Source organism: Psychrobacter sp. AOP7-B1-25, assembly GCF_052376195.1.
Taxonomy (GTDB): Bacteria; Pseudomonadota; Gammaproteobacteria; order Pseudomonadales; family Moraxellaceae; genus Psychrobacter.
In genome coordinates this window covers 54011-78607 of record NZ_JBQSVK010000002.1, presented here as the reverse complement: position 1 = coordinate 78607, position 24597 = coordinate 54011, and the positions used below count along the sequence as shown (strand labels likewise).

Below are 24597 nucleotides of genomic sequence, written 5' to 3'. Positions count from 1 at the left end.
TGTATCTGTACTTGAAACTATTGTATAAGGAGTTATGTAGACTCATCCAAATTTAAAGAAAATGGACTTATCAAATAGGAAAAGCCATTTATGAGTACCTTAAAAAAACAACAGCGATCCTCTTGGCTGAGCACATTATTAACTCGTATTAAGTGGTTGATTGATGGTGAGCTGAATCATTTACTTACAGTCAATCGCAGTCAGCGACCATGGCATATGCCAATCATTGCGGCGATTGCTATCAGCTTTCCAGTATTTGTAGGGGCTTATTTTGATGACTTATCTTCAGGTATCAAAGCCTCCCTAGGCTCGATGATTATTTTAAACCTACCATTTGCAGGCGCGCTACCACATCGTCTAGTGACGGTTATGGCTTGGGGATTTGCGATGATACTCAGCTTTGCGCTGGGTCTGATCGCGCAGCTGCTGCCAGTGTTACGGCTACCCGTGTTTATGTTGATTGGTATTGGCGTAGTGATGTTAGGTCGTTACTATCGGCAACCGCCACCAGCAGGACTGTTTGTGTTGATGGCAGGTGCGATTGCGCTATTTATCCCTGTACCGATTGATCAAGTGCTCTCAGCGATAGGGCTTGTGATATTAGGTAGCGGCTCATCTATGTTGTTAGCGTTACTATACAGTTTGTTTTTATTGGCGACGCGTCCAGTGGCTTCCGTATCTGTTTATGATTATCAGCCTGATATGATTAGCGATAGTCTTATCGTGGTAAGTTTCGTTAGTTTGGCGTTGGTTGTCGCTGTTCTGTTAGCGCTGCCTTATCCATATTGGGCAGCGATGAGCTGCTTTATTATCATTCAAGGTATGCAGCTACGAACCATGTGGATCAAACAGTTGCATCGATTGTTGGGTACATTAGCTGGCATGATAGTGGCAAGTTGGATGCTGTCTTGGGGGCTCTCGGTATGGGGCATCGCTATCGCGATACTGTGTATGATGTTTTTGATTGAATCATTTGTCGATCGGCATTATGGACTGGCAGTGATATTTATCACGCCACTGACTATATTTATCGCCGAGTATGGTAGTACGATGTCAGCGCCACCAATCGCTAGTGACGTTATCCAAGCGCGTATGATTGATACAGCGCTTGGATGCGCGATTGGACTGAGTGGTGGTCTGGCGATACACTCTACGAGATTGCGTGTACCGCTCCGCCGTTTTGAAAACTGGCTGTTACTACGTTTTAGTTAACAAAGTATAGCTCTGCAAAGATTTCCTTAATTAACTGCTTTTATTTAGTGCTGTCGTCGCTTGCGCTACATCGATAATATGCCCAGTCCAACGCTCAAAGCTTAAAGCTGCTTGCCCAATCAGCATACCGTAGCCTTCAGAGGTCTGTGCGCCGCGAGCGGCAAAGTGCTGTAAGAATGGCAGCGGACGACCATACATCATGTCATACGCGTACTGGCAGTTTAGAGTACCATCCAGCGGCAACGTATCACCTGATAAACCGATAGAGGTGGCATTGATGATAATGTCAAAAGAGCCGTTTAGTTCGTTGGTGGCACAAACATCGATACGTTGCTCATCGATTACTGAGCTTGCCGCACTTAGCTCATCTACCAAATCGGCCGCCTTAGACACGGTGCGATTGGCGATCGTGAGAGAGTTAATACCCGCTTCAAATAATGGCAATACCACGCCACGCGCTGCACCACCTGCACCTATTAGCGCCACACGAGCGTTGGTCAAAGGCCAATCCATACTCGTAATGTGGTTGATAAGTCCTTGCCCATCCGTATTATCACCATAGAGTGCTTCAGTAATTGGTGCGCCGTTTTCTAATAGTGTTTTGTTCAACAACAACGTATTGACCGCGCCTGCCGTTTTGGCATGTTCTGATAATCCACCACGCGCCGCACAGCAATCATAAGCGACTTGTTTAAAAGGAACTGTCACATTGGCACCCACACCGCCACCGCAAAAGAATGCTTCAACAACAGCCGTAAAACTGGCGGTATCATTAGGGCAGTACTGACGCTGATAGCTAATATCAATCCCTGCTTGTACAGCAAACTGCTTATGAATCTCAGGAGATTTACTATGAGCGATTGGATTGCCAATAACGATAAAGTGTTGGATCATAAATAGTCCGCTGGCTAGAGAGTAGAAATACTATAAAAGAAGCAATAAGTGATGCTCAGTCATCATAAGGGATAATGCTATGATTGACAAATCAAGTGGCTATAACCAATACATTATGAAATATTGGTAGCATTTGTTAGAGGTTGACTGGTCATTTTTGAAAATAGATTGTGAGATTAAAATAGCTTTAAGTAAGTAGCATACAAATAGCTTTTTATTTTCCATTCAAAAAAAGAGACAGTTTTAGTACGTTATATATTTAACAAATCTGTACTCGCGGCGAGTGCTCCGCGTAACGTAAAAGGTAGTCAAGTACTGAGCAGTTGGGTAAACTATAAAATATGGAAACTTATATCAATATGCTGTAATGACTGCTAGATTATAATATTTATAAAATATGCTCTATATTGAAAATTATTCGTTATCGGCGGCGTTCTTGCCAGCTCGTTAATACTATTTTGAGATCAATCTAAAAATGTGAGTAAACTATTCATGTGGAACCCTAACCTACAAACCCTTCTAGTCGGTACGATAATAGCAGTTGGTATGACGCTCAGTGGCTGTGGCAGCACTGAAGACGATGTGCAAAATCCAGATGCTGAGACCAGTGAGCAAGCAACAACGAATGAGCCAATACAGGACAGTGCAAACAATCCTGATCTAGAAGGTGCCACTGTTCCGCAGGGTACGCCAGTGAAATATGATATCGCAGCATGGGGAACTGGTGAGGTAGAGTCGCTCGCTGTAGATGAGTTAGATAGTATAAAATCCGTGTTTGGAGAAGTGGTGAGCACTGACGAAAACAGCCTAGACTATGCCAGTAACCCAGCGGCTAAATATCGCTTTATGAAAACGGACGCACCGTATCTGGATATTATTGACTCTGAAAAATACTTAGAACTGGGCTGGTACTATGCCAATCCTACCGACACAGACAAAGAAAAAGAGTTGAGCCAAAATCATGCTAAAAAAGCCTATCAGCTATCGCGTCAACTGATGGGCAATGATGGCGGTAAAATGGTTGCCGATATGCTCAATAGTCAAATCATCAAAAATAGAATGGTTGGTGGACAAAAAATAGAGCTAGCAAAATGTGAGTTTTATAGCTGCATGCTGGTTATCAATAAAGCCGCCGCTCAAACAGATAATAGCTAAACCATGACTGATATAACGTCAGTGCCAAACGGCTGGGTATGTCTGTACCCACAAGACAGCAGTTTGACCGAAAACGATAGTGTGACCGAAACTAATAGGACAACCAGCCAAACGGTAACCATGTCTCTAGATAATCGCGGACTGGCATACGCTGACGGTTTTTTTACTACGATGGGTGTCATCGATGGTTTGATGCTATGGTCAGATTATCATTATCAGCGGCTAGTCTCTCATGCTGAAGCTTTGCAGCTAAATATAAACAGCGAAAAGCTACTAACGGTACTGCAACTGTATGCACAACAGTTAGAGCAAGGTATGCTCAAATTGGTAGTAACCCGTGCTGCGCAGGATGTGCGCGGTTATGGTTATACACCTAGTGCAAGTGGTAGCAACTGTGAGATATGGCTAAAGGCTACGGCAATAAAAGTTTCTACGGCGCTCCATCTGTCTTTGCCTGATGGGAGTCTGGTACCCATACAACCTAACGCCTCGTCGATATGTTTGTCCTCTCAAATTGCTTGCTTACCACCATCGCTGGCAGGTCTCAAGAGCCTTAATCGTTTAGACAATGTCCTCGCGAGTGGTGAGCTACAGCAGATAAAATCTGAGCCATTGGCTACTCAACTTGCTTCAACGCTTAGTGAAGGGCTACTGCGCGATATGAACGGGCAGTGGGTCGAAGGTACGATGAGTAATGTATTCTATCAATTGGCAGAGGTACCACTATCAGAATCTAAGGCCATATCGAATGTCCATAAGGATGGTGACAACTACCTAACCACCGGTCAGTGGTACACACCTTCTATGGCTCAATCGGGAGTTGCTGGCGTCATGCGTCAGGTAATTATCGATGCACTATCCACGACACAATATCCAGTCATAATAAGACCGCTACAAGATAAGGATTTACCTAAACTAACGCAATTATTCTTTTGCAATGCACTACGCGGCATCATGCCAATGAGCAGTCTGACGTTATTGTCAGGTGATGTTGTGGATTTTGAATCTGCCTAGCTGTTATTGAAAGATATTGAATTTAGTGTCGATAAAATCATCTGGGTATAAAACAATATCTTCATTTCGATATATTCCTCGCGCTTTTAGTAGGGCCGTCTCACTATCTTCTGCAACCACTTCTATAATGGCACTCATCGTTTCGACCACCTCTATTTGATAAGTATTCAAATCGCCTTTCTTTATCATAACTGTTCTCAATAATTAAAAGTTGTCATATTCAAAATCTGTTTTTTATCGATGCCAAATAGATTAGCAAAAGCGCTCAAAAGAAGTGATCGTCTTTTGTTACGTGGTCTTGTGTCGTACAGCAAATCAATCAATGCTGCTTATCTAATAAGGAGATAAGTCAATGTACGAAGTTTATGAAGATGAAAGTATCCCGCTACAAATCCGGCGTTTGATGGTTTTCGATGAAATCTGTAAATTAGCGAAGAAAGAACCTGATCAAATTATTCATTTATTAAAATTTACTCAGTTATCACTCGGAGTTATATATCTAAAGGATTTCAAGAAATTTATAGCTTTTGGTGGTGTGTTTGAGTATGCACAAACACCCGAAGAAGTTATTGAGCAACGTATTCGCATTTTTCCTAACGACGAGCCAGTAAAATGTGCGCTAACTGTTAATTTAAAGCAGTTTACTCGTCCAGCTAGTACACCTATACAATTAGTGTGGTATTGGAATAAATATGTAAAGAATAGAATGCATGCTTATGTTGACTATCGTGAAGAAGTTTTTTTTCGGATAAATGATGAAATTGATTCGGATTACCCACCGCGTAAGTTTCATGACCGTCTAGTTGCGACAGCGCGTCTGCCACTATGGGACGATAGAGATGAGTTAATTGCAGATGTATATCGTGACAATCAAGGCGAACCTAGACCTAAACGTTATAACGAAAGGCGTCTGATATAATTCGAAATAATTACTATGTTATACGAAACTCACAATTAAGTTACCACTTATAGTTATAGCTGCTAATAAATTTTAGCGGCTGTAATATTATAATCTTGATACTGTGTTCATATGACGTATCAGCCTTCTTACATAAATCATCACTAGCCTTTGTGGCTCCGTCAATTGAAGTTAGTGCACTGGTGCTTTTGCAAGAAATCTATTGAGTGATGAACATCTCCAATAACGTTCTTCATAATTGATCGTCTTTTGTTAACGAGTATTGCGTACTGATGTTAATCGATCAATGATTGCATTCTATCCAATATTATCTAACAGGGGATAATAAATGCGCACTACATATGAAGATCAACGAATTCCACTACAAATTCGTCGATTGATGATATTTAATAAAGTTTGCTGTGCAGCGAAAAGACATCCTGATGAAATGATTCACTTACCTTGTTATTCACAGATAGCATTTAGTATTGTTTATTCTAAGAAAGATAGAAAATACACAGCATTTGGGAGTGTGTTTAATTATGCGCATACCCGTCAAGAAGTCATCGAACAAGGTTTAGATAAGCGATTTCACGAAGATACTGTGATGTGCGCGATTACAACCGAAAGACAGGCTTTTACTAAATCTTCTCGCACTCCGTTAGGGCTGCTAATTAGCTGGAATAAACAGGTAAAAAATCGAGCTTATACCTGTCTCGATGGCAATGTGAAAGACTTCTTTAAAGTAAATGACGAGCTAGAGCTAGATTACCCGCCTCATAAATTTTACGGTCGTTTGGTTGCTGCCAAAGGTTTACCATTATGGAGTGATAAGTGTTCTTAGTATAACTTTCGATAATGACCACGGCTCACAAATTCAATGATGCCTTTATCTCGTAATACTTGTAACTGTTGGCGAATTTTATCTTTCACATGGTTGTTATCAGGATGTTTGAGCTGCAACTCACCAGAAAAACCATAAACTTGCTTTAGAGAAAAATGAGTATCGAGTCTATCTATACATTGCCAGACATCGAGTGTCCAGCCACGTGAAGCCATAGATTGCTTGCGTAAAAATAAAGTCTTTTGGAACTGTTGGGTGACATTTTCACGCGGTATAACTTGTTGGTTTTTGACCAAAAACACTTTGCCCGATTCGGGTACTTGGCGTAAGTCAATATTGCAACCAACCCAACCTGCTCGTTTGGCCGTCACTGATAACGGCTTACGCTTAACAATAATATCGGGCGTAAAGAAGTGCTTGGGAATAATCAGAAAATTATTAACAGTGTATTCTTTTGAGTAGGTTAAAAAGAAGAAGCTGGGGTTATCCTTACTATTGATACGCTCAATCATCGTCTTATAAGCACCATCATTGACAATATTGCTTAACTTGGCTTTTTTACTTTTTAGCTCATATTGCTCATCACAATTTTCGCAATAAAAATCAGCGACAGGTTTATTGTTAGCAAACTCAGCTAGCGATTGGGCGTTACAATTGGTGCAGTAACTATTTTCTTTTACCCACGCTTCACTGAGTACGCGAACTTTTTGAGATTCAGAGTGATAGTTTTTGGCAAGACTTTGATTAAAATGTAGGTTCATAAGATTTTTTCACTATTAATAGATAAGCTGAGAATACTGTAAAAAATGCCTAAGTATTAAGCCATACCAGCTATTACCAATAGCAAGATAATTCATAAGCTAAGCAAATACCATTGAAAATCGCACGGTTCAGTGCTAAATTCTAGCAAACATCTGCCTCGCGAGTTGCCATGAGCAAGCCCACACCCAATATACCACCTGAACATCCCAATGAGGCGCCGTCGAACAAGCAAGATGGCACAGTCGAGGAGCGTGTCGATACTACGCTACTGGACGATCAAACCGTGGCAGATGGGGTAGAGGACACACCTGCAACGCCAGCAACCAACGTCTCGCTCATCAGTGGCGACAGTAAACCGCGTCAATATAAAGTCAACAATCCGTCGTTTTTTATGCAGCGCGGCTATCAAGTACTGCTGGTGTTAGGACTTATTGCTGCATTTTTCTTGATCATGGTTTATCAGACGTTATTTGGTCGTATCGAGCAGCCGCAGCAAATGGTGACGATTGAGCCAGGTCAGACTTATTATGGACTACTACCGCAGTGGCAGCAGATTCCACTGTTTTCAGCAGGTGTGGCCAAACTATATATCAAATCGCAAGTTGATGCGCCATTGCATGCTGGGACGTATCAATTACCTGAAAACCCGACTATCGCTGAGGCGCTACAAATACTAGGTCAAGGCGCAAAAGTGGCCATGGTCAAAGTACAAATCATCGAAGGCAAGACCTCTAAAGACCTTTACCAAGCGCTGCGTGATAATGACAAAATCGAAAAAGAAGTCCTGACCACAGATAGTGATAATGCCAGTATTGCCGAAGCATTAGACTTGACGGGTATATTGCCAGACAGCGTGGCTAATAGTAACGACCCGATTGTTAACTATAATCTTGAAGGTTGGTTCGCGCCTAATACCTATTATTATGGTGAAGGAACCAGCGATAAAAAAGTACTGACTGACTTGTATAAGCGCCAGCAGCAGGTATTGACTGATGCGTGGGAAAATCGTGCACCGAATCTGCCTTACAAGAGTCCTTATGAAGCGTTAGTCATGGCATCTATCATTGAAAAGGAGACCGCCGTTGCTGATGAACGTCCTTTAGTCTCTGCTGTATTTAGAAATCGCTTGAATAAAAATATGCGTATGCAGACAGACCCAACTATTATCTATGGTATGGGCAGTCGTTATGATGGCAATATCCGCCGCAAAGACATCAACGAAAAAACATCTTACAACACCTACCAAATTGATGGTTTACCACCAACGCCAATTGCGCTACCATCAGCGGCCTCTATCGAAGCGACACTACATCCTGCTGATAGCGAAGCGTTGTATTTTGTGGCAACGGGCAATGGTGGGCACAAATTCACCAATAGCTTGGCTGAACACAATCAAGCGGTAAAAGACTATCTCAGTGTCATGCGTGAGAAAAAATCTCAAACGCCATCGCAGTAATATTCCTTTTTAAGATTCTTATAAAACTTATCGTTTATTGAGTGCTACAAAGTAGAGGTAGCGCTCACCAATGACATAAGGTCATATCATGTCAGTATCTATGCATACCAGCGCAACACCGCCACATAGCAGCACACCATTATCGAATCTACCTGAATCAAACGCTTTAAATGCAGCATCTACTTTAGGACGCTTTGTTAGTTTTGAGGGGACTGAAGGCGTAGGAAAAACCACCGCGATTGAACAGTTGTGCTTGCGCTTAGAAGCTAATGGCATTCCATATCTGCGTACTCGTGAGCCGGGTGGTAGCCCATTTGCCGAGCAATTGCGTGATATATTATTGGACCCAGCGACTGATATCGAAGACGATACCGAGCTGTTGCTATTGTTTGCGGCGCGCTGTGACCATATGCAGCAGGTCATCTTACCAGCACTCCAAAATGGTACGTGGGTGATATGTGATCGGTTCACCGACTCTACTATTGCGTATCAAGGGTTTGGGCGTGCCTATGGCGACGAGTTGGTACGCGGTAAAATCGATATGCTTATTAAACAATTTGTGACGCAGCTTCCTGAGCTAACCTTGTGGTTGGATTTGCCAGTAGTAGAGGGTATGCAGCGTGCCAATAAGCGCAGTGCGGCAGATCGTTTTGAGCAGCAGGCTACGGAATTCTTTACTTGGGTGCATACTGGCTTTAGTCAGCTTGCGAATGAGTATCCCGAGCGCATACAGCGTATTGATGCGTCAGGCAGTACAGATGATGTAAGTGCGCGTATATGGCAGACCGTTATGAACAAATTCGATATTAAATAATTAAATTTCGCCAAGTAGATTTATAAGGCAGGTAGATGTATCGATAATTAGTTAGACAGCCAGCTAGTATTAAAAAAAAGCCCCAGCATATTGCTGGGGCTTTTTTTGAGGTAAGTTTTGCATCTTTAAGTTAATAAATCAGATAACACCGCAGACTATTGGTCGTCTGGTTTGCCTACTTTCACATCCTCATCAGTAGTGCTAGAGGCATCGCTATCTTGACCTGAGTCAGGTAGACGGTTTGGGTCAAGCGCTCCTTTTTTATTTTTAGGTGCACTACCATTGCCATTACTGTTCGTGGAGGTTTTGGTCTTCGAAGTCGCTGTCGAGTTTGCAGACATGACGCCTTTATTATCCACATTAGTAGCAGCCGTTTTTGGTGCTTCTACTGACTCACTTTTCTCTGTGGCAGTACTAGAAGTTGACTTAGTCTCGGTGCTACTGCTTTGTGTCTTTGATGACTGATTAGCGGTATTTTGCTTATCATCTTTATCACTATCTGCCGAAGACTCTGAGGCTGCTGTCTGGTTGCCATCATGGCTAGGCTCTTGCTCTTTGCGCTTGTCAGGAGCTTTTGAGTTAGACTCAAAGTTAGCATCTGCTGCCATGCGAGCCTGCTCTTGCTTAGGCGTTACATCGACTGGCTTTGGCTGTACCTCATCGTCTACCACTAGTGATATAAGCTTACGGTCACGAGGTACGGTACCGTCAAATTTATCTGTAATGACATGCAGTTTGCCTTCTTTGTCCACCGTATACAGCGGTACGAATTGCTTATTGTCCGCTTTATACTGCTCAAAGCTATAGCTATCCGTGATGTTGGTGATTTTAATTCGAGCTTTTTTGGACAGCATACTAGCAAGCTTGGTATAGGTCGCATCTTTGCCAAACAACCATTGTGAATGGAAGTTTGATTGCTTATCATCACGCTCGCTTTTGACTTTTTCGTCACTGAATTTAAGACGGTACAGCTTACGCTCACCAAATTCATGGCGATAGTGAATCTCGGACAACGTGTTCATTTCTTTGTCCATACTCATCGCAAACAGACGGCCAATACCGATTAGATCCAGATGATGATCTGCGTGATCAGAGATGGGATTACCAAAGTAAGTACGCAGACCGCTCATGCGTGCGCGTGCAATATTGGTGTAGTTATTGTGCGCAACGATGACGTCGAAGCCCTGATCTTTGAGAGAAGTAGCAATCAGTAGCGCAATTGGGTTTGAGCCAACGATAAGGATACCGTTGGTCTCAGGTTCACGTACGCCAAGTAAATTACCGACGAGCTTTGCACCCAAGCCCTGAATCATGACCGTACCAATGATGACCATAAATACCAGCGGTACAAGCAGCTCAACGCCTTGGATATCATACTCTTGCAAACGAATTGCAAACAGGGATGAGATTGCAGCAGCGACGATACCACGTGGGCCAATCCAGCTAATCATCAGCTTTTCATTGGTCTTAAGGTTGGAGCCGATAGCCGATGCCCAAACCGATAATGGACGTGCCACAAACATCACGATAGCGAGCAGTACTAATCCTGCGAAGCCGACGCTGAGCAAGCTTGCCAGTTCGACACGTGCCGCTAGAATAATGAACAGCACTGAAATCAGCAAAATGGTCAACGACTCATTAAATTCTAAAATCGTCTCACGTGGGAACTTTGGCCAGTTCGCCAATGCCACGCCCAATACTGTGACGGTCAATAGACCGGATTCATGTTCTAGATGATTTGATATCGAAAATAAAACCAGTACAAATGCTAAGGTAAAGACATTACGCAAGAACTCAGGAATCATATGACGGCGCATAAGGAACGCAAGTAGCCAAGCGCCGGCCATACCCATTGCAGTAGCCAATACAACAATCTTAGCAAATAGTAGAATGCTACTGGCTTCGCCGCCTGAGATAATGTACTCATAAACCAATACCACAGCGATAGCGCCGATTGGATCAATGATAATACCTTCCCATTTCAAGATGTTGGAAATGGTTTTGTTAGGGCGTACACTACGCAGCAGCGGCATAATCACTGTTGGCCCAGTCACACAGACCAATGCACCGAAGAGCAGAGCAATCAGCGGATCGACATCGAATAGTAAATAAGTCGATAGTGCCACGATAGCGATAGTAATCAGTACACCGACTGATACCAACATCTGTACCACGGTACCATGTTGCTTAATCTCATCAAACTCTAGCGTTAACGAGCCTTCAAATAGGATAATCGCTACGCCCAGAGAGATGAAAGGAAACATCAACTCGCCCAATACTAAATCTGGGTCAAATACACCCAGCACTGGGCCGACGATAATACCAATCAGTAATAAAAATAAAATGGATGGTTGCTTTAAATACCAAGCCAACCATTGGGCGGCAATGCCGATCCCAACCACGCCGGATAGCAAAAGGGCGGTATCCATAAATTAATCCTTTTATAATCTTGTCATATTTTATATCTATCGATAGCGGTTATAAGATAGCCGCTATCGTGTATGTAGCTATAAGTTGTCATTCGTTTCTATTGTAGCTAGGCCATCGCATGGATGGTCATCGTGGAATCACAGCATAAGCTAGATATGATATAACTACGATAAAGTAGCAAAGACAAAAGCGCTTCTAGATAAATAATAATATTCTAGAAATGCAAAAGATGGAAAACAAGAGTGATGATAGCCTCTTTATAATTCTGTAATAGACAGCCTTATAAAAAGACTAACTTTTGTTTGTTTAGTAAAATATTTGGTTTGACATCATACCATGATTTTATTTCAAGCTGATGTAAGCCGTACCTGCTAAAAAGCTATCTTGCAGCCATAAGAACGTATAAAACCTATATAAAATAACGCAGCCTTGAGCTATCCTGCACTATGTAAAAATTCTTAGCGCAATGATTTAAGTTTTTATTTATCATACAGTAGCTGCGTTGGGCGTGCACGTCGCGCACAGGGTAATATTGTTAGCACCATAAAATGGCATATACTGATCGCTGACAATCATAATGTGGCTGTGGACAACAGCGATTAATCAGATGGAGGGCAAAATGCCTATCAATATGTTCAAAGGACAGACCACCGCCAATATGCAGCGCTGGTTACAACGTAGTGCGCTAGCACTTGCTGTTAGTACAGCGATGTTCGCCAGTATTAATGTCACGACGATAAACAGTGCTCAGGCTGCAGTCACTACGGCTGACTTCTCTAGTTTGGTGCAACAGGTCACGCCAGCAGTCGCACGCGTTAATGTAACCAAAACGATTAGTGAAGCTGAGCTTGCTAAGGCTCAAACTGCTGAAGTATTGCGTCAGTTCTTTGGTGATCGACTGCGTATTCCAGATCGAGTCGCGACGCCAGCGATTGAACATGCTTATGGTACGGCTTTTTTTATTACCTCTAATGGTTACATGCTGACCAATCATCATGTCATCGCAGGTGCGGACAAAATCACTGTGACGCTCAATGATAGAACTGAGCTTGATGCAACTTTGGTTGGTAGTGACGAGCGCTCAGACGTGGCCGTGTTAAAAGTTGAAGGCAATCAATTTCCTGCATTGCCTATTGGCGACTCAAGCAGTCTAAAAGTAGGGGAGCCAGTATTGGCAATTGGTTCGCCATTTGGTTTTGACTATTCAGCTTCTGCTGGTATTGTCAGTGCCAAGTCGCGTAGCTTCTCGCGTGAGACGAGCGTGCCATTTATCCAGACAGATGTAGCGCTAAACCCTGGCAACTCTGGCGGGCCACTATTTAACCAGCGCGGCGAAGTGATTGGTATTAATTCGCGCATTTTTAGTGGTACTGGCGGCTACATGGGACTGTCATTCTCGATTCCTATTGATGCTGCCATGGACATTTATGAGCAGCTAAAGAACGATGGTGAAGTAGCGCGTGCATATCTAGGGGTTTACCCACAAGATATCGATCGCAATTTGGCTGAAGCTTACAATTTAGAACGCCCTCAAGGTGCCTTACTGACTCGTGTATCACCAGATTCGCCAGCACAAAAATCAGGCCTCAAATCTGGTGATATCATTTTGCAATACAATGATGTAGAAATCATGGAAGCATCCGATTTGCTGAACTTGCTTAATCGAGCGCGTCCAAGTGATTCTTTCCGTGTACGGGTTCAGCGTAATGGTAAGCAAATGATGATTAACGGCAAGCTCGCTTATGCACCCAATGATGTAAGAGCACAGAGCGGTGATGAACAAAATGATGATGTACAATTGGGCTTGCGTTTACGCGATTTGACGGCAGATGAACAAGCAGAAATCGCTGTCGATAATAAAACGGGCATATTGGTTACCACAGTTGATCCTACTGGATTGGCTGCGCGATCAGGTATTCTGGCAGGCGATGTCATTACTAACTTTCATCAAAAGCCGATCGAAACAGTGGCAGACTTTTCAGGTGCTATCTCTTCTCTTCCTAAAAAAGGCGTGGTCACTATAGAAGTTATACGCCAAGGCATTCCTGCTATTATTGGTTTACGTATTGAGTAGGTATCATGATTAAAGCGTGACTGTTAATGTTGCCAATTATTTGGCTTAGAATATGGTTAAGCATATAAAGGCAGCGCGCACGTCAATAATTGTGCTTGTCTATCATGGAGGTCGACCTCTATAATGTTTGGTTTTTTATCAAACAGCTAAGAGTGCGACCTCAATAGCAATCCATTCGTTAAGTGAGTTATTGATCAATCAATACGCTCTAAGGTGGCCCGAGTCGCTTAGTAGGCTCGTACCATTATGCAACCGCTAGGTAATTATGACTGACCCCGCTCTACATACGCTTATTACAATGACGTCAGCAGGATTGCTAGCGTACATTGCACTGTGGTCAGGGCTACAAACGTTTAATGCCAATCCTACCAATCGTTTTATGCGTATTTGGGTAAAGCTAGCATTGTATTATGCCGCTTACACAATGCCCGTTTGGGCAATATTGCTTATCATGGTTTGGTCACAGGGCCTGATACTGGCACAGCTGTCTCTACCTGCTGTACTGATGGCAATACTGATGATGGGTTTATATTTTTATACTGTCATTGTGCAACCCAACCGTTTACGATTAGAACAACATTCTATTGATTTAGATTTGTCTACACCGCTCAAAGTCGCAGTACTGGCAGACTTACGCATAGGAATATATGGCGGTAAGCCGCGTCATATTCGCAAGCTGGTCTCTACTATCAATGCCTTATCAGCAGATGCCGTACTAATTACTGGCGACTGGCTATATTATCCAAGCGCAGATTTAGTAGGTCAGTTAATGCTGTTCAAAGGGGTTAATAAACCTGTTTATACAGTCATGAGTACCTCGGACTTATGTTATCAGTCTATGAATACGACCAAACAAGGTCAGCCACTATTAGAGGATACATTGGCCAGTACTTTTGACGTACTTGATATCAAATATATCGGTCAGCAATGTACGTCGTTGCCACTCAGGTGTGCGAGCGCGAAAAATGAGCAGTTAGTCACTAGTCAACCAAGTTCTAAAAGCAATCAGTCAGATAACATTGAGCAAGACAACTCAAAGATAAACTCACTAGTAGCGGTACTTTGTGGCTGGCAAGATATGCCTAAGAAGCCCACAGATATCGTCACGTCAGAGGCGACTGATAAAGCAGCGCTTGGAACAGAAATTGCCAATGCCACCAGTCCCGTTATTATTTTGGCTTCACGATTTGATAGCATCAGTGATCTGCCAAAATCTTTACAGCCACGTCCTTTATTAATAACTGGCGCTGCAAAGGCTATTCAAAAAAATATATTGCTGGCTCAAAAGCAGAACGATATTCGACGAAGTAGTGAGCAATCGGTGTTGTTCTATAACAGTCGTATGAGCAAGCAGCGCGGTTTGTACCAACATGCAAATGCACAGATATTTGTCAGTAGCGGTATTGGTACGAGAGGGTTGCCTTTTCGATTCTATCGACCTACTATCGATGTGTTGACGATTCGTTAATATTACATAAGAGACTTATCAGCGCACATTGATTACGCTAAACTGCTTCTCTAGTAATAAGATTGTTTATTTTCAGAGTTGTCGGCCGAGTTTTATATATTTCAGCAAAAAATAATGCGCGTTTCTTTGGGTATTAAATTTATGCATTGACTGCCAATTGATTGATAGCGGCCAAATCAAAATATGCTACACTAACGAGCACTCTTATTATACTTCTATCGGTTGGTAAGTACGCCCATTACTTTTGGTAGCGTGCCATCACGATATCGATTTGTATATATAATGATTTATGATACAAACGCTATTATAGTAAATAGAGACACAGCATTAACATCAAGCAAGTCATGCCATCAGCATTGTTCAACGCATATAAAGCAATGGCCACTTGCAAACGACCTATCATGTGACAGCTTTAATAAAAGCTAGGATAATACAGTAAGGCACGGTTATGAGCACAGCATACGACGAGATAAAAACCCGACTACAAGGCTCAATGGTAGCCTTGGTAACGCCCATGCACCCTGACGGCACGGTCGATTATAAACGTCTCGCAGATCTCATAGATTGGCAGATTGAACAGGGTACGCATTGCCTTGTGGCTGTTGGTACTACTGGTGAATCAGCGACCCTATCTATGCAAGAGCATAGCGATGTCATTCGCTATTTTGTTCAGCATGTCAAAGGTCGTGTACCAGTCATCGCTGGCACCGGTGCTAACAACACGATGGAAGCCATCAAGTTGACTCAGGATGCTGCCGATGCAGGTGCAGACTGTGCGTTGCTCGTTGCACCTTACTACAACAAGCCACCACAAGAAGGTTTGTTCCAACATTATCAAGCCATTGCTAAAGCCGTGAATATACCGCAAATGTTGTATAACGTGCCTGGACGTACAGTGGTTGATATCGCTCAAGAAACGGTTGAGCGTTTGTGTGATATCGATAATATCGTTGCTATCAAAGATGCGACAGGATCTGTCGGTCGCGGTGAGCAATTGATTAAAGCCGTTGGCGATAGAATGGTTGTGTTGTCTGGTGACGACGGCACTGCGTTTGATCTAATGAAAGTAGGTGGCAAAGGCAATATTTCAGTCACTGCGAACGTGGCGCCAAAAGCCATGAGCGAGACTTTCGCTGCGGGTTTGCGTGGTGATTTTGAAGCGGCTGGTAAAATCCATGACGTGGTCAAACATCTGCACCGTGACCTGTTTATCGAGTCAAGTCCTATTCCAGCAAAGTATGCGCTGCATAAAATGGGCATTATCGATAAAGGTATTCGCTTACCATTGGTTTGGCTCGCGGAGCAGCATCATGCGACGATTGACGAAGCTTTGATTAGAGCAAATATACGATAAACTGATCTTCAGTGACTTGAGGTTTGTTGCTAGTTTAATGACCATCATTCGACTAGCAGCAGGTCAACTTATCAGGACAAGTCAATCGCTTAAATAAGCAATAACTGCTAATTCAGAGAGACAACATGATGACAGTAACATCAAAGATAGTATCATCAACGACAAAATTATTTCCAGCCATGCTGACCTTGGTTTTGAGTAGCGCTTTGGTATTGAGTGGCTGTCAGGTGACTAAAGACTTGCTTGGTAAGCGTGACAACGGTAGCTTAGATTATCAACAAAGCAAAAAGCTTGCACCGATAGAGCTACCTGCCGCCCAAGAAACGGCACCTTTTGTGCCTTTGTATTCAACACCGAATGCTGGGGCAAACACGCTCAAACTACAAAATGAATCTGGCAATCAGTATCAGCTGCCAAAACCTCAGCGTACTGTTAGCAACACTTCGAACTAAACTTATTCCCTTATCTATATCGCTGACTTTTGCGTTTTTTATCATAGCCGCAAACCATGTACCTTATATCAGTCAGCGGTAGCTGCGCGTTTTTACCACATAAGCTTGAACGAACAGGAACCCCCATAATGCAAAAGCAACAACTGCTGTATAAAGGTAAAGCTAAATCTGTCTATGAAACAGAAGACAATGATCTTCTGATTTTGCACTTTCGTGATGATACCTCAGCGCTTGATGGTAAGCGCATCGAACAACTGGCACGTAAAGGTGTGGTTAATAACCGCTTTAATGCTTTTATCATGCAAAAATTGTCTGATGCTGGTATCGAAACACATTTCGAGAAGCAATTGTCTGACGATGAAGTATTGGTTAAACGCTTGGATATGATTCCCGTAGAGTGTGTGGTGCGTAACTTTGCAGCTGGTAGCTTGGTACGTCGTTTAGGTTTAGAAGAAGGTCAGGCACTGACGCCGCCAACTTATGAGCTTTTTTATAAAGATGATGCGCTAGGTGATCCGATGGTTAATGAATCACTTTCTGTCTCTCTTGATTGGGCGACCAAAGAGCAGTTGGCAAAGATGGAAGAGCTAACTTATCAAGTCAACGATGTATTGAAGGCGTTGTTTGATGCAGGTGATTTAATTTTAGTTGATTTTAAACTAGAATTTGGCGTATTCCATGACCGTATCGTATTAGGTGATGAGTTCTCACCAGATGGTTGCCGTATCTGGGATAAGAACACTAAGAAGAAACTTGATAAAGACCGTTTCCGTCAGTCATTAGGTGACGTCATCGAAGCTTATGAAGAAGTCGCTGACCGTATTGGTGTGCCATTAAAATAAGTAGCTGATACTTAGCATTTAATAAAAAACTGAGCCATGTGCTCAGTTTTTTTATGGCATTATATTTATGATGGTTCCCTAGTGAGGACTTGAATATTTCGCTGTAGGCTAAGAGTATCAAAGGTTTAACTCGCTGAAATAGTCACAGTGTACTTCATGGTGTACTTACCATACATATTCTATTCGTGATCGGTACGCTATACAGGCATTGAACTATAGACTAACTCTCAGAATGTTAAATTCTAGGCAATCTGGGGGCGGTTCAGATAGTTCACCACCAATAAGTCGGATACTGTTTATCTTTACCCAAATTGTTATAAATTAGCGCTACTATGACCAGAACGATTGAACCGATTAGAGTGGGTGTTATCAAAAAACTCCAATTTACTGCACCTAGCATAACTATTAAAGGGTTAGACCCAGCAGGTGGATGAGGCATTCTAAATATCAGCATTAGCGCAATGGCAGTGCCAACAGCAGTTGCCATACTCCACCAGTGAATACCAAATAACGTCATGAATACCAGTCCTGTAAAAGTCGCAATAACATGGCCACCTATAACATTTCTCGGCTGGGCAAAAGGGCTGGTAGGATAGGCAAATATTAGTAAACAACTTGCGCCAAACGATCCTAAAATCATAATAAGTTCTACTGAGCTTCCTAATATAGCAAGCGTTGCAGTGGCAATGGTGCCGCCTAGCCAAGCCACTACTATCATCGGTAAAGGTAATCTCTTTGGGCATTCGTTGACTTGACCGCTTAGCTTATGCCAATTAAAGAAAGAATGCATACTTACTCCTATCATAAATAAAAAGGTATCATCACAAGAATACCGTTCGGTATACTAACTGAGTATACCGAACGGTATTTATAAATGCTATTATTGTTTTCATTGAATAACAATAATGGGAGCAGAACCAATGGAATTACGAGATACTATTCTACAAAAAAGTTATGAGCTCTTTTATAAGCAAGGCTTTCACGATAGTGGAGTAGAGCTTTTAGCAAAGAAAGCAGGGACTACCAAGCGGACTTTGTATGCCCATTTTGGTAGTAAAGAAGGCTTGATTGAGGAGGCGCTTAAATATCGTCATCAAATGTTTATGACTCAATTAGAAAATGACTTTGATGATTTTGAGATTGAGAAAGTAGCAGATGTTGCCACTTGCTACTTAAACTTCCTCAAGAACTGGACGTTATCAGAGGATTTTTATGGTTGTATGTTTATCAACGCTTGCGCAGAGTATTCAGATAAACAGTCTTCACCTCATTTAATAGCCAAGCAGCATAAAACTGAGGTTAGGAAATGGCTACTTGATAATTTTGAAAAGATAAGTGCGGAAAATGCTAAGCAGAAATCTGACACTTTGTTTGTATTTGGCGAAGGTATTATCGTTGCCGCACAAACGGATCAGGAGTTATTAGAGTTAAATACTGATTTTTTTAAGGTTTTGGATTAAATTATATCGATACAAGTTAGGTTTTAGCCTATCAGATTCTACGATAGTACTCTGGTAGTTTCAGTGCGAAATTGTGGTATACCCCAAGGGAACTAGCTATTTCGCCCTTCAAACCTATCAATAGACTATTTAAAACAGACTAGCGTAATGGAACCGCTTATAACAGACTGTAATTCACGTCTATTTATCAACCAACCAGTATCACTCTTTAGGCGCAGGTTTGCTGTTTAGCTCGTATAAAAAATCAAACATAGCGCCAACACTATCCTCGATACCTTATCTTACTTTTATGCTAATTTATTAGTACTTATTCATCTCAATTAGACCATAAAAATAAGAAAAGGTTTAGCTAATGTCTATTGCGTCATCAATTATTTTAGAGCCTGACTGGTTTACTCGCCCCACCTGCGTGGTCGCTGCTGACTTGATTGGTAAGGTCTTATGTCGAAAGCTAACCGATAGTGATGGACAGCAAAAAATGCTACGTATGCGTATCTCTGAGACCGAAGCCTATATAGGCCAAAATGATCCCGCTTGCCATTCACATGCGGGCACTCGAACGGCGCGCACAGAGATTATGTATGAGCAAGGTGGCGTGTTCTATGTTTATTTGACTTACGGTGTGCATCATATGCTAAATTTGATTAGCGGCTCTAAAGAGTCGCCTGAGTCAGTACTGATTCGCGCTGGTTTTTTGACTGATAATAGTGACCGTCTGATTGAAGAACAGCAGCTCAGTCCAGATAAGCAATTCACTCATTCTAAGCAGTTTGCAGGCCCTGGGAAATTGACAAAACGCTTGCAAATCGATCGCGATCTATATGGCAAACCTATCTCTCCGACATCAGCTGTTTGGATAGAGGATGATGATTGCCAACCTCCAGTATCACTGCGCACGCGTATTGGTATCGACTATGCAGGTGACGCCAAAGACTGGCTGCTACGTTATATATGGACCGATCATCCTTCCTTGTCTAAGAATTAATAGATTGAGGTTTCAAACTATTTAATGAGGTTAGTCGATGTATAAGTTGACTGTTTTTATTCCTGATGAAGCGTTAGACCAAGTAAAATCTGCTCTATTTACTGCTGGTGCTGGGAAAATTGGAGGCTATGAGCAATGCTGTTGGCAGATACAAGGAACTGGTCAGTTTGTGCCATTATCAGGTAGTGCTCCGCATATTGGGACACAGGATAGTTTAGAAACGGTCGATGAATGGCGAGTTGAAATGGTGGTTGATGAAGCATTTATCGATGCTACTATTGCGGCGTTAAAAGAAGCGCATCCATATGAAACACCAGCTTATGATGTGATAAAAGTTTTAGATTTCTAGTTTTATGTAGGAAAATATCAGCTTATGGAGCGTAGAACTTCTCATAAAAAACCAAATAAGCCACTTGATGATTTATTTGGTTATAAAGCTAGATGTCTAAACTAAGTATTGGTGAAGAATATTGAACCTTAAAAACTGATTAGTGTTTTTTCAGTTTGATCACGTTATAACTTGGATAACCTAGCTCGATTTTATAATCATCGCGTCCACGCTCAGCCTTTACCTTAATCTTACGATCACCATTTTTATATTTAACGTCTTTGACACGGTAACCCATGCTACGAACTTTACTAGCAGCTCGTCGCTCGACAACGGAGACATAGCTACCTTTATCTTTCTTTTTGTCTTTGTGCTTTTTATGTCCTTTCTTATCCTTATGAACATGTTCGTAAAGGTCGTCATAGCCATTATAGCCGCTCGGTGTTGTCACACAGCCTGTTGTCACTGCCAACAAAGCTGCGACTATGCTGCCAGTCGTTACCGCTTTTAATGTTGAAAATGATAAATTTTTCATAATGATTTCCTAATAATATTTGGCATTTTTCTAAACCACGTTGAGTATTAATTTTTAAAAGGCTACGCTCGTTCGCCAAAATTATTATTTTAAACACGATAGCCCATAGATATAACTTTGTTTATAGCATGGTGTTTTATAGCTGGACAAGATGTAAAGACAAAAGTTTTAGGCGCAGTTGTCTTGATATAGAAGCGTTTTATTATCTTCGTGATGTCGTACCTTATAATGATATTAATTAGGCGTTACATATTAAAACGCTATTACTTCGACATCTGATTAGATCCCAACTGATAAATACTTTGGGCAGAATATTCTTCGAAATATTTCCTTACATTATTCATAATAGAGTATAAAACCTTGCGGTAGATGTCATTTACGTTAAGAAGTTGTAAATGAGTAAAAACGTCAGAGAGGAATCCTTGGCTCAAAGATCAGCTGTCGAGCGATGGCAGATAGAAGTAATCAGTTTATAAAATACTCAAATAACAATGAGGAAAAAAATGCCACTCAAACTCATTTTGTTTTCAGGATTTGCAGGTGTCACGGTATTTATAGGTGGACTACTAGCAAACATGTTTGACCATCATATTAAAGACAGTCCAGTTAAGTCACAGTTGGTTCATACATTAATGTCTTTTGGTGCAGGTATCATTTTGTCTGCACTAGCATTGGTATTGGTACCTAAAGGTATGGATGAACTGGGTGTTTGGGGAGTGATGGGATCATTTTCATTGGGCGCTATCTTGTTTATGCTAATAGATCGAAAGCTAGCATCATCAGGTAGTCAGCAAGCAACTTTGCTTGCGATGATGATGGATTTTGTGCCAGAGTCTATTGCTTTGGGTGCTGTGTTTGCTATCGAACCACAAATGGCCTTATTGTTGGCAGTTTTTATTGGTTTACAGAATCTACCTGAATCTTTTAATTCGTTTCGCGACTTAGTACGCAGTGGTTTTAGTGTGCGAAAGACACTAGTCATATTTTTTGGGTTGAGCTTTTTTGGGGTTATATCTGCATTAATCGGACATTTTTTTCTCAGTCAGCATCCTGATATTACTGCGTATCTGATGACATTTGCGAGTGGAGGAATCTTGTATTTATTGATACAAGACATTATTCCTGAGAGTAAGCTCGACAATAATTATTTGCCATCACTGGGTGCATCATTAGGTTTTTTGGTAGGTATTATGGGTGAGATGATTATTTAGAAACCTGAAAGAAAGGTGAGTTACTCTATTATTTAAACGCGTGTAAGCATATGCTTACACGCAATGACGTTTACGCGACTTAACATAGAAGTGAGAAATGGGCATTATAGTCACACGGCATTAGGGAATGTGACTCAAGGATTGAGTTGACCGCATTAAGGATAATGATTCGATAGCTAGCGTCAGGATGACAATAGCGATTGAAGTAAGGACACATAACCTTTGCTGATAGCAACAGTTAATACTGAGGCTATAGTGAAAAGGGCAGGATGCCCAGTATCACAATATACTGAATATTTGTGCAAGGATGCATGAAAAGCAGTCGTGATAGGTAACATGGATGGTTAACAATAAAACCGCATAACAATTAATTGCTATGCGGTTTTATCGTGTCTGGAGGATAGTAACTTATTTACTGTCTCTGACAGTTCATCGCTAAAATATAAATTTAATATAAAAAAGCCGCATATATTGTTATGCGGCTTTTTATTCTATTCAGTGAGGCAAGTGTGAAACAAGCCTATTAGTATTTGTTTTCTACACGCCAATCGTCTACTTCACGCTCTGCATCTTCTTTGCTATGACCATAGCGTTCTTGTACGCGGCCTACGAGTTTATCGCGGCTACCTTCGATGTGAGTGAGATCATCATCTGTCAGTTCGGCCCATTTCTGTTTAACTGAACCTTTCATTTGGTTCCATTCGCCTTTTAGAGTATGTTCGTTCATTATATTATTCCTTTTGTTGAACTTGTTGCGTGTGGTTTATTTCTTAATAATTATCTTAGTTTCTATTTCGCAATATCAACTAATAGCAATACTATTTAATTTTTATTCTGTTCGTATTACGCAAGGATGATTAATTAGTTCTCAATTCCTTGTGATATTAAATATAGGATTTTTTAATCTAGCTGTCTGTATATGCTATGTTTATAGTGTTACTTAATTATAGTGAGCGTTTACTAAGTGTTATATATAGAGCTACTATAGTAGTACCACGTAAAACGCGTTTGCTATATGTGATAGTAATTTCCTTTAGCTAGTTGTTTTTATATAAATATTAAGAAAATATATTATATTATAAAAATTATTTAGAGTAATAAAAAAGCAGATACTCAATTTTTGAGTATCTGCTTTTTTATTGCTTTTTAAATCATTTAAAATTCATCTCACTGAATATTTATTTAAGTAGTAATGATAGCGCTTAGTCAGTTTTTTTATTCGTATACGATCAGAAATTAATGAGAAAATTGGTGAGTCATTTGGTTTGGGCGATTTTCCTTGGCCCATACGTTGTAGTTGTCGTTTGATGACGGCCATTGTAGCAACCGCACTTAAGGTCTTATCCTTCCAGCGTACCACAGGGTTATAAGCACTAAGTGTATTATCACTCTTCCAGTCATTTGGTAGAGAAGGACTCATGGCCAAGGCTGTTCCCATACCGACCATGTCGATTCCTTGAGATAATACTTCTTCCGCAACAGCCAAACGTCTAACGCCACCTGTCGTCATGATAGGCATGGTAGCGACTTGAGCAATCTCTTTTGCAAAGTCTAAAAAGTACGCTTCTCGTTGCAACGTGCGACCATCTGCTGTACTGCCTTGCATGGCTGGGCTTTCATAGCTGCCACCTGATAGCTCAACCAAATCTACCGCTAATTCATTCATCGCTAAAACAACCACTTTGGCATCATCTGCATCAAACCCTCCACGCTGAAAATCTGCTGAGTTTATTTTCACAGCAACTGCAAAGGTAGGCGCAACTTGAGCGCGAATGGCTTTGATTACTTCAATCAACAGTCGCATACGGTTTTCGATTGGACCGCCGTATTCATCTTTACGTCTATTGGTAAGCGGTGATAAAAATTGAGAAATTAGATAGCCGTGGGCTGCATGAACTTGCACACCATCGAAGCCAGCTTGTTCTACTTTTACTGCGCTATCAGCGAACCGCTGTATCAGTTGCTCGATATCCTGCCCTGTCATCGCACGTGGTTTGCCAAATAGATGAGAGTGCTTGCCCAAGTCGACAGCCACATCTGAAGGGGACAGCACATCACCGCCCATGGCAGCATACACTTGACGGCCAGGATGGTTAAGCTGCATCCAAACCTGCGTGTTGTTGTGTTTGGCAGCATTTGCCCATGCTTCAAAAGGTGCTATCTCACTGTGTTTGTCTAATACGACACCACCAGGTCCTGTCATAGCACGGCCATCGATCATCACGTTTCCAGTGATTAACAGACCTGTCCCACCTTCTGCCCAGTTTTTATACAGACGGAGTAGAGTAGGGCCAGGGGTTTGACCAGCATCAGCCATGTTTTCTTCCATAGCAGCTTTGGCTAAGCGGTTGGGTAATATGGCGCCACAAGGCAGCGTTAAAGGGGAAAAAACAGGTGAAGTCATGATAG

At 41.7% G+C, this 24597-nt stretch carries 24 protein-coding genes; 16 read left to right on the top strand and 8 right to left on the bottom strand.

Annotated elements, in window-relative coordinates; translation table 11 throughout:
- Positions 1-90 precede the first annotated feature (90 nt).
- Positions 91-1212 (top strand): FUSC family protein, encoded by a 1122-nt coding sequence (locus ACT3QR_RS02985; protein ID WP_444519915.1) that lies wholly within the window; start codon positions 91-93, stop codon positions 1210-1212.
- Positions 1213-1242: 30 nt separating this feature from the next.
- Here the strand turns inward: ACT3QR_RS02985 and aroE are convergent, their stop codons facing one another.
- On the bottom strand, positions 1243-2106 hold the full coding sequence (gene aroE / locus ACT3QR_RS02980; protein ID WP_444519914.1) for a shikimate dehydrogenase: 864 nt from the start codon (positions 2104-2106) through the stop codon (positions 1243-1245).
- Between the two features lie 492 nt (positions 2107-2598).
- Here aroE and ACT3QR_RS02975 point away from each other — a divergent pair, with 492 nt between their 5' ends.
- Complete coding sequence (locus ACT3QR_RS02975) at positions 2599-3261, top strand: hypothetical protein (protein ID WP_444519913.1); 663 nt, start codon at positions 2599-2601, stop codon at positions 3259-3261.
- A gap of 3 nt (positions 3262-3264) precedes the next feature.
- On the top strand, positions 3265-4275 hold the full coding sequence (locus ACT3QR_RS02970) for an aminotransferase class IV (RefSeq protein ID WP_444519912.1): 1011 nt from the start codon (positions 3265-3267) through the stop codon (positions 4273-4275).
- A gap of 3 nt (positions 4276-4278) precedes the next feature.
- Here ACT3QR_RS02970 and ACT3QR_RS02965 read toward each other — a convergent pair whose 3' ends face one another.
- Positions 4279-4464: a DpnD/PcfM family protein gene (locus tag ACT3QR_RS02965; protein ID WP_192520584.1), complete on the bottom strand. Its 186-nt coding sequence runs from the start codon at positions 4462-4464 to the stop codon at positions 4279-4281.
- 163 nt (positions 4465-4627) lie between these two features.
- Between ACT3QR_RS02965 and ACT3QR_RS02960 the strand changes: the two genes are divergently transcribed.
- A complete protein-coding gene (locus tag ACT3QR_RS02960) occupies positions 4628-5194 on the top strand; it encodes a hypothetical protein (RefSeq protein WP_444519911.1) in 567 nt (188 codons plus the stop codon).
- A 328-nt stretch (positions 5195-5522) separates the two neighbouring features.
- Entirely contained in the window at positions 5523-6017 is a 495-nt protein-coding gene (locus tag ACT3QR_RS02955) for a hypothetical protein (protein ID WP_444519910.1), read from the top strand.
- On the opposite strand, the gene ACT3QR_RS02950 is transcribed toward ACT3QR_RS02955, so the two are convergent.
- Positions 6014-6778: a DpnI domain-containing protein gene (locus ACT3QR_RS02950; RefSeq protein ID WP_444519909.1), complete on the bottom strand. Its 765-nt coding sequence runs from the start codon at positions 6776-6778 to the stop codon at positions 6014-6016. The two genes, ACT3QR_RS02955 and ACT3QR_RS02950, sit on opposite strands and share 4 nt — an antisense overlap.
- 170 nt (positions 6779-6948) lie before the next feature.
- On the opposite strand from ACT3QR_RS02950, the gene mltG reads away from it, so the two are divergent.
- Both mltG and tmk read left to right on the top strand, forming a co-directional pair.
- A complete protein-coding gene (gene mltG / locus ACT3QR_RS02945; protein WP_444519908.1) occupies positions 6949-8235 on the top strand; it encodes an endolytic transglycosylase MltG in 1287 nt (428 codons plus the stop codon).
- 88 nt (positions 8236-8323) lie between these two features.
- On the top strand, positions 8324-9049 hold the full coding sequence (gene tmk, locus ACT3QR_RS02940) for a dTMP kinase (RefSeq protein ID WP_444519907.1): 726 nt from the start codon (positions 8324-8326) through the stop codon (positions 9047-9049).
- A gap of 155 nt (positions 9050-9204) precedes the next feature.
- Here the strand turns inward: tmk and ACT3QR_RS02935 are convergent, their stop codons facing one another.
- The gene (locus ACT3QR_RS02935; protein ID WP_444519906.1) at positions 9205-11478 is read right to left on the bottom strand and encodes a cation:proton antiporter domain-containing protein; all 2274 of its coding nucleotides are present in this window, start codon (positions 11476-11478) and stop codon (positions 9205-9207) included.
- A gap of 710 nt (positions 11479-12188) precedes the next feature.
- Here ACT3QR_RS02935 and ACT3QR_RS02930 point away from each other — a divergent pair.
- The 5 genes from ACT3QR_RS02930 (at position 12189) to purC (ending at position 17669) form a co-directional block, all read left to right on the top strand.
- On the top strand, positions 12189-13553 hold the full coding sequence (locus ACT3QR_RS02930; protein WP_444520099.1) for a Do family serine endopeptidase: 1365 nt from the start codon (positions 12189-12191) through the stop codon (positions 13551-13553).
- Between the two features lie 265 nt (positions 13554-13818).
- A complete protein-coding gene (locus ACT3QR_RS02925; protein WP_444519905.1) occupies positions 13819-15021 on the top strand; it encodes a hypothetical protein in 1203 nt (400 codons plus the stop codon).
- A 448-nt stretch (positions 15022-15469) separates the two neighbouring features.
- Positions 15470-16375 carry a 4-hydroxy-tetrahydrodipicolinate synthase gene (dapA, locus tag ACT3QR_RS02920; RefSeq protein WP_444519904.1) on the top strand — a complete coding sequence of 302 codons (906 nt, stop codon included), beginning with the start codon at positions 15470-15472 and terminating at the stop codon, positions 16373-16375.
- Between the two features lie 125 nt (positions 16376-16500).
- Positions 16501-16827: a hypothetical protein gene (locus ACT3QR_RS02915; protein WP_444519903.1), complete on the top strand. Its 327-nt coding sequence runs from the start codon at positions 16501-16503 to the stop codon at positions 16825-16827.
- 128 nt (positions 16828-16955) lie between these two features.
- Entirely contained in the window at positions 16956-17669 is a 714-nt protein-coding gene (gene purC, locus ACT3QR_RS02910; protein WP_444519902.1) for a phosphoribosylaminoimidazolesuccinocarboxamide synthase, read from the top strand.
- Positions 17670-17940: 271 nt separating this feature from the next.
- On the opposite strand, the gene ACT3QR_RS02905 is transcribed toward purC, so the two are convergent.
- Positions 17941-18459: an HPP family protein gene (locus tag ACT3QR_RS02905; protein WP_444519901.1), complete on the bottom strand. Its 519-nt coding sequence runs from the start codon at positions 18457-18459 to the stop codon at positions 17941-17943.
- Between the two features lie 130 nt (positions 18460-18589).
- Between ACT3QR_RS02905 and ACT3QR_RS02900 the strand changes: the two genes are divergently transcribed.
- The 3 genes from ACT3QR_RS02900 to ACT3QR_RS02890 all read left to right on the top strand — a co-directional run bounded on the left by ACT3QR_RS02900 (position 18590) and on the right by ACT3QR_RS02890 (position 20463).
- The gene (locus tag ACT3QR_RS02900) at positions 18590-19129 is read left to right on the top strand and encodes a TetR/AcrR family transcriptional regulator (RefSeq protein WP_444519900.1); all 540 of its coding nucleotides are present in this window, start codon (positions 18590-18592) and stop codon (positions 19127-19129) included.
- Positions 19130-19481: 352 nt separating this feature from the next.
- The gene (locus tag ACT3QR_RS02895) at positions 19482-20114 is read left to right on the top strand and encodes a DNA-3-methyladenine glycosylase (protein WP_444519899.1); all 633 of its coding nucleotides are present in this window, start codon (positions 19482-19484) and stop codon (positions 20112-20114) included.
- 37 nt (positions 20115-20151) lie between these two features.
- A complete protein-coding gene (locus tag ACT3QR_RS02890; RefSeq protein ID WP_444519898.1) occupies positions 20152-20463 on the top strand; it encodes an NGG1p interacting factor NIF3 in 312 nt (103 codons plus the stop codon).
- A gap of 139 nt (positions 20464-20602) precedes the next feature.
- On the opposite strand, the gene ACT3QR_RS02885 is transcribed toward ACT3QR_RS02890, so the two are convergent.
- Positions 20603-20977, bottom strand: coding sequence for a hypothetical protein (locus tag ACT3QR_RS02885; RefSeq protein ID WP_444519897.1), 375 nt, complete (start codon positions 20975-20977; stop codon positions 20603-20605).
- A 503-nt stretch (positions 20978-21480) separates the two neighbouring features.
- Here ACT3QR_RS02885 and ACT3QR_RS02880 point away from each other — a divergent pair.
- Positions 21481-22188: a ZIP family metal transporter gene (locus ACT3QR_RS02880; RefSeq protein ID WP_444519896.1), complete on the top strand. Its 708-nt coding sequence runs from the start codon at positions 21481-21483 to the stop codon at positions 22186-22188.
- Positions 22189-22711: 523 nt separating this feature from the next.
- On the opposite strand, the gene ACT3QR_RS02875 is transcribed toward ACT3QR_RS02880, so the two are convergent.
- A complete protein-coding gene (locus ACT3QR_RS02875) occupies positions 22712-22915 on the bottom strand; it encodes a CsbD family protein (RefSeq protein WP_444519895.1) in 204 nt (67 codons plus the stop codon).
- Between the two features lie 435 nt (positions 22916-23350).
- The gene (locus tag ACT3QR_RS02870) at positions 23351-24592 is read right to left on the bottom strand and encodes an NADH:flavin oxidoreductase/NADH oxidase family protein (protein ID WP_444519894.1); all 1242 of its coding nucleotides are present in this window, start codon (positions 24590-24592) and stop codon (positions 23351-23353) included.
- Positions 24593-24597: the final 5 nt, after the last annotated feature.

What these genes read in the sequence shown, in the direction of transcription:
- ACT3QR_RS02880 (WP_444519896.1), top strand. Translation starts at nt 21,481, where the DNA reads ATGCCACTCAAACTCATTTTGTTTTCAGGATTTGCAGGTGTCACGGTA.
- ACT3QR_RS02895 (WP_444519899.1), top strand. Translation starts at nt 19,482, where the DNA reads ATGTCTATTGCGTCATCAATTATTTTAGAGCCTGACTGGTTTACTCGC.
- ACT3QR_RS02925 (WP_444519905.1), top strand. Translation starts at nt 13,819, where the DNA reads ATGACTGACCCCGCTCTACATACGCTTATTACAATGACGTCAGCAGGA.
- ACT3QR_RS02965 (WP_192520584.1), bottom strand. Translation starts at nt 4,464, where the DNA reads ATGATAAAGAAAGGCGATTTGAATACTTATCAAATAGAGGTGGTCGAA.
- ACT3QR_RS02915 (WP_444519903.1), top strand. Translation starts at nt 16,501, where the DNA reads ATGATGACAGTAACATCAAAGATAGTATCATCAACGACAAAATTATTT.
- mltG (WP_444519908.1), top strand. Translation starts at nt 6,949, where the DNA reads ATGAGCAAGCCCACACCCAATATACCACCTGAACATCCCAATGAGGCG.
- ACT3QR_RS02870 (WP_444519894.1), bottom strand. Translation starts at nt 24,592, where the DNA reads ATGACTTCACCTGTTTTTTCCCCTTTAACGCTGCCTTGTGGCGCCATA.
- ACT3QR_RS02970 (WP_444519912.1), top strand. Translation starts at nt 3,265, where the DNA reads ATGACTGATATAACGTCAGTGCCAAACGGCTGGGTATGTCTGTACCCA.
- dapA (WP_444519904.1), top strand. Translation starts at nt 15,470, where the DNA reads ATGAGCACAGCATACGACGAGATAAAAACCCGACTACAAGGCTCAATG.
- ACT3QR_RS02905 (WP_444519901.1), bottom strand. Translation starts at nt 18,459, where the DNA reads ATGCATTCTTTCTTTAATTGGCATAAGCTAAGCGGTCAAGTCAACGAA.
- ACT3QR_RS02985 (WP_444519915.1), top strand. Translation starts at nt 91, where the DNA reads ATGAGTACCTTAAAAAAACAACAGCGATCCTCTTGGCTGAGCACATTA.
- tmk (WP_444519907.1), top strand. Translation starts at nt 8,324, where the DNA reads ATGTCAGTATCTATGCATACCAGCGCAACACCGCCACATAGCAGCACA.
- ACT3QR_RS02900 (WP_444519900.1), top strand. Translation starts at nt 18,590, where the DNA reads ATGGAATTACGAGATACTATTCTACAAAAAAGTTATGAGCTCTTTTAT.
- ACT3QR_RS02955 (WP_444519910.1), top strand. Translation starts at nt 5,523, where the DNA reads ATGCGCACTACATATGAAGATCAACGAATTCCACTACAAATTCGTCGA.
- ACT3QR_RS02950 (WP_444519909.1), bottom strand. Translation starts at nt 6,778, where the DNA reads ATGAACCTACATTTTAATCAAAGTCTTGCCAAAAACTATCACTCTGAA.
- ACT3QR_RS02975 (WP_444519913.1), top strand. Translation starts at nt 2,599, where the DNA reads ATGTGGAACCCTAACCTACAAACCCTTCTAGTCGGTACGATAATAGCA.
- ACT3QR_RS02960 (WP_444519911.1), top strand. Translation starts at nt 4,628, where the DNA reads ATGTACGAAGTTTATGAAGATGAAAGTATCCCGCTACAAATCCGGCGT.
- ACT3QR_RS02885 (WP_444519897.1), bottom strand. Translation starts at nt 20,977, where the DNA reads ATGAAAAATTTATCATTTTCAACATTAAAAGCGGTAACGACTGGCAGC.
- ACT3QR_RS02875 (WP_444519895.1), bottom strand. Translation starts at nt 22,915, where the DNA reads ATGAACGAACATACTCTAAAAGGCGAATGGAACCAAATGAAAGGTTCA.
- purC (WP_444519902.1), top strand. Translation starts at nt 16,956, where the DNA reads ATGCAAAAGCAACAACTGCTGTATAAAGGTAAAGCTAAATCTGTCTAT.
- ACT3QR_RS02890 (WP_444519898.1), top strand. Translation starts at nt 20,152, where the DNA reads ATGTATAAGTTGACTGTTTTTATTCCTGATGAAGCGTTAGACCAAGTA.
- ACT3QR_RS02935 (WP_444519906.1), bottom strand. Translation starts at nt 11,478, where the DNA reads ATGGATACCGCCCTTTTGCTATCCGGCGTGGTTGGGATCGGCATTGCC.
- aroE (WP_444519914.1), bottom strand. Translation starts at nt 2,106, where the DNA reads ATGATCCAACACTTTATCGTTATTGGCAATCCAATCGCTCATAGTAAA.
- ACT3QR_RS02930 (WP_444520099.1), top strand. Translation starts at nt 12,189, where the DNA reads ATGTTCGCCAGTATTAATGTCACGACGATAAACAGTGCTCAGGCTGCA.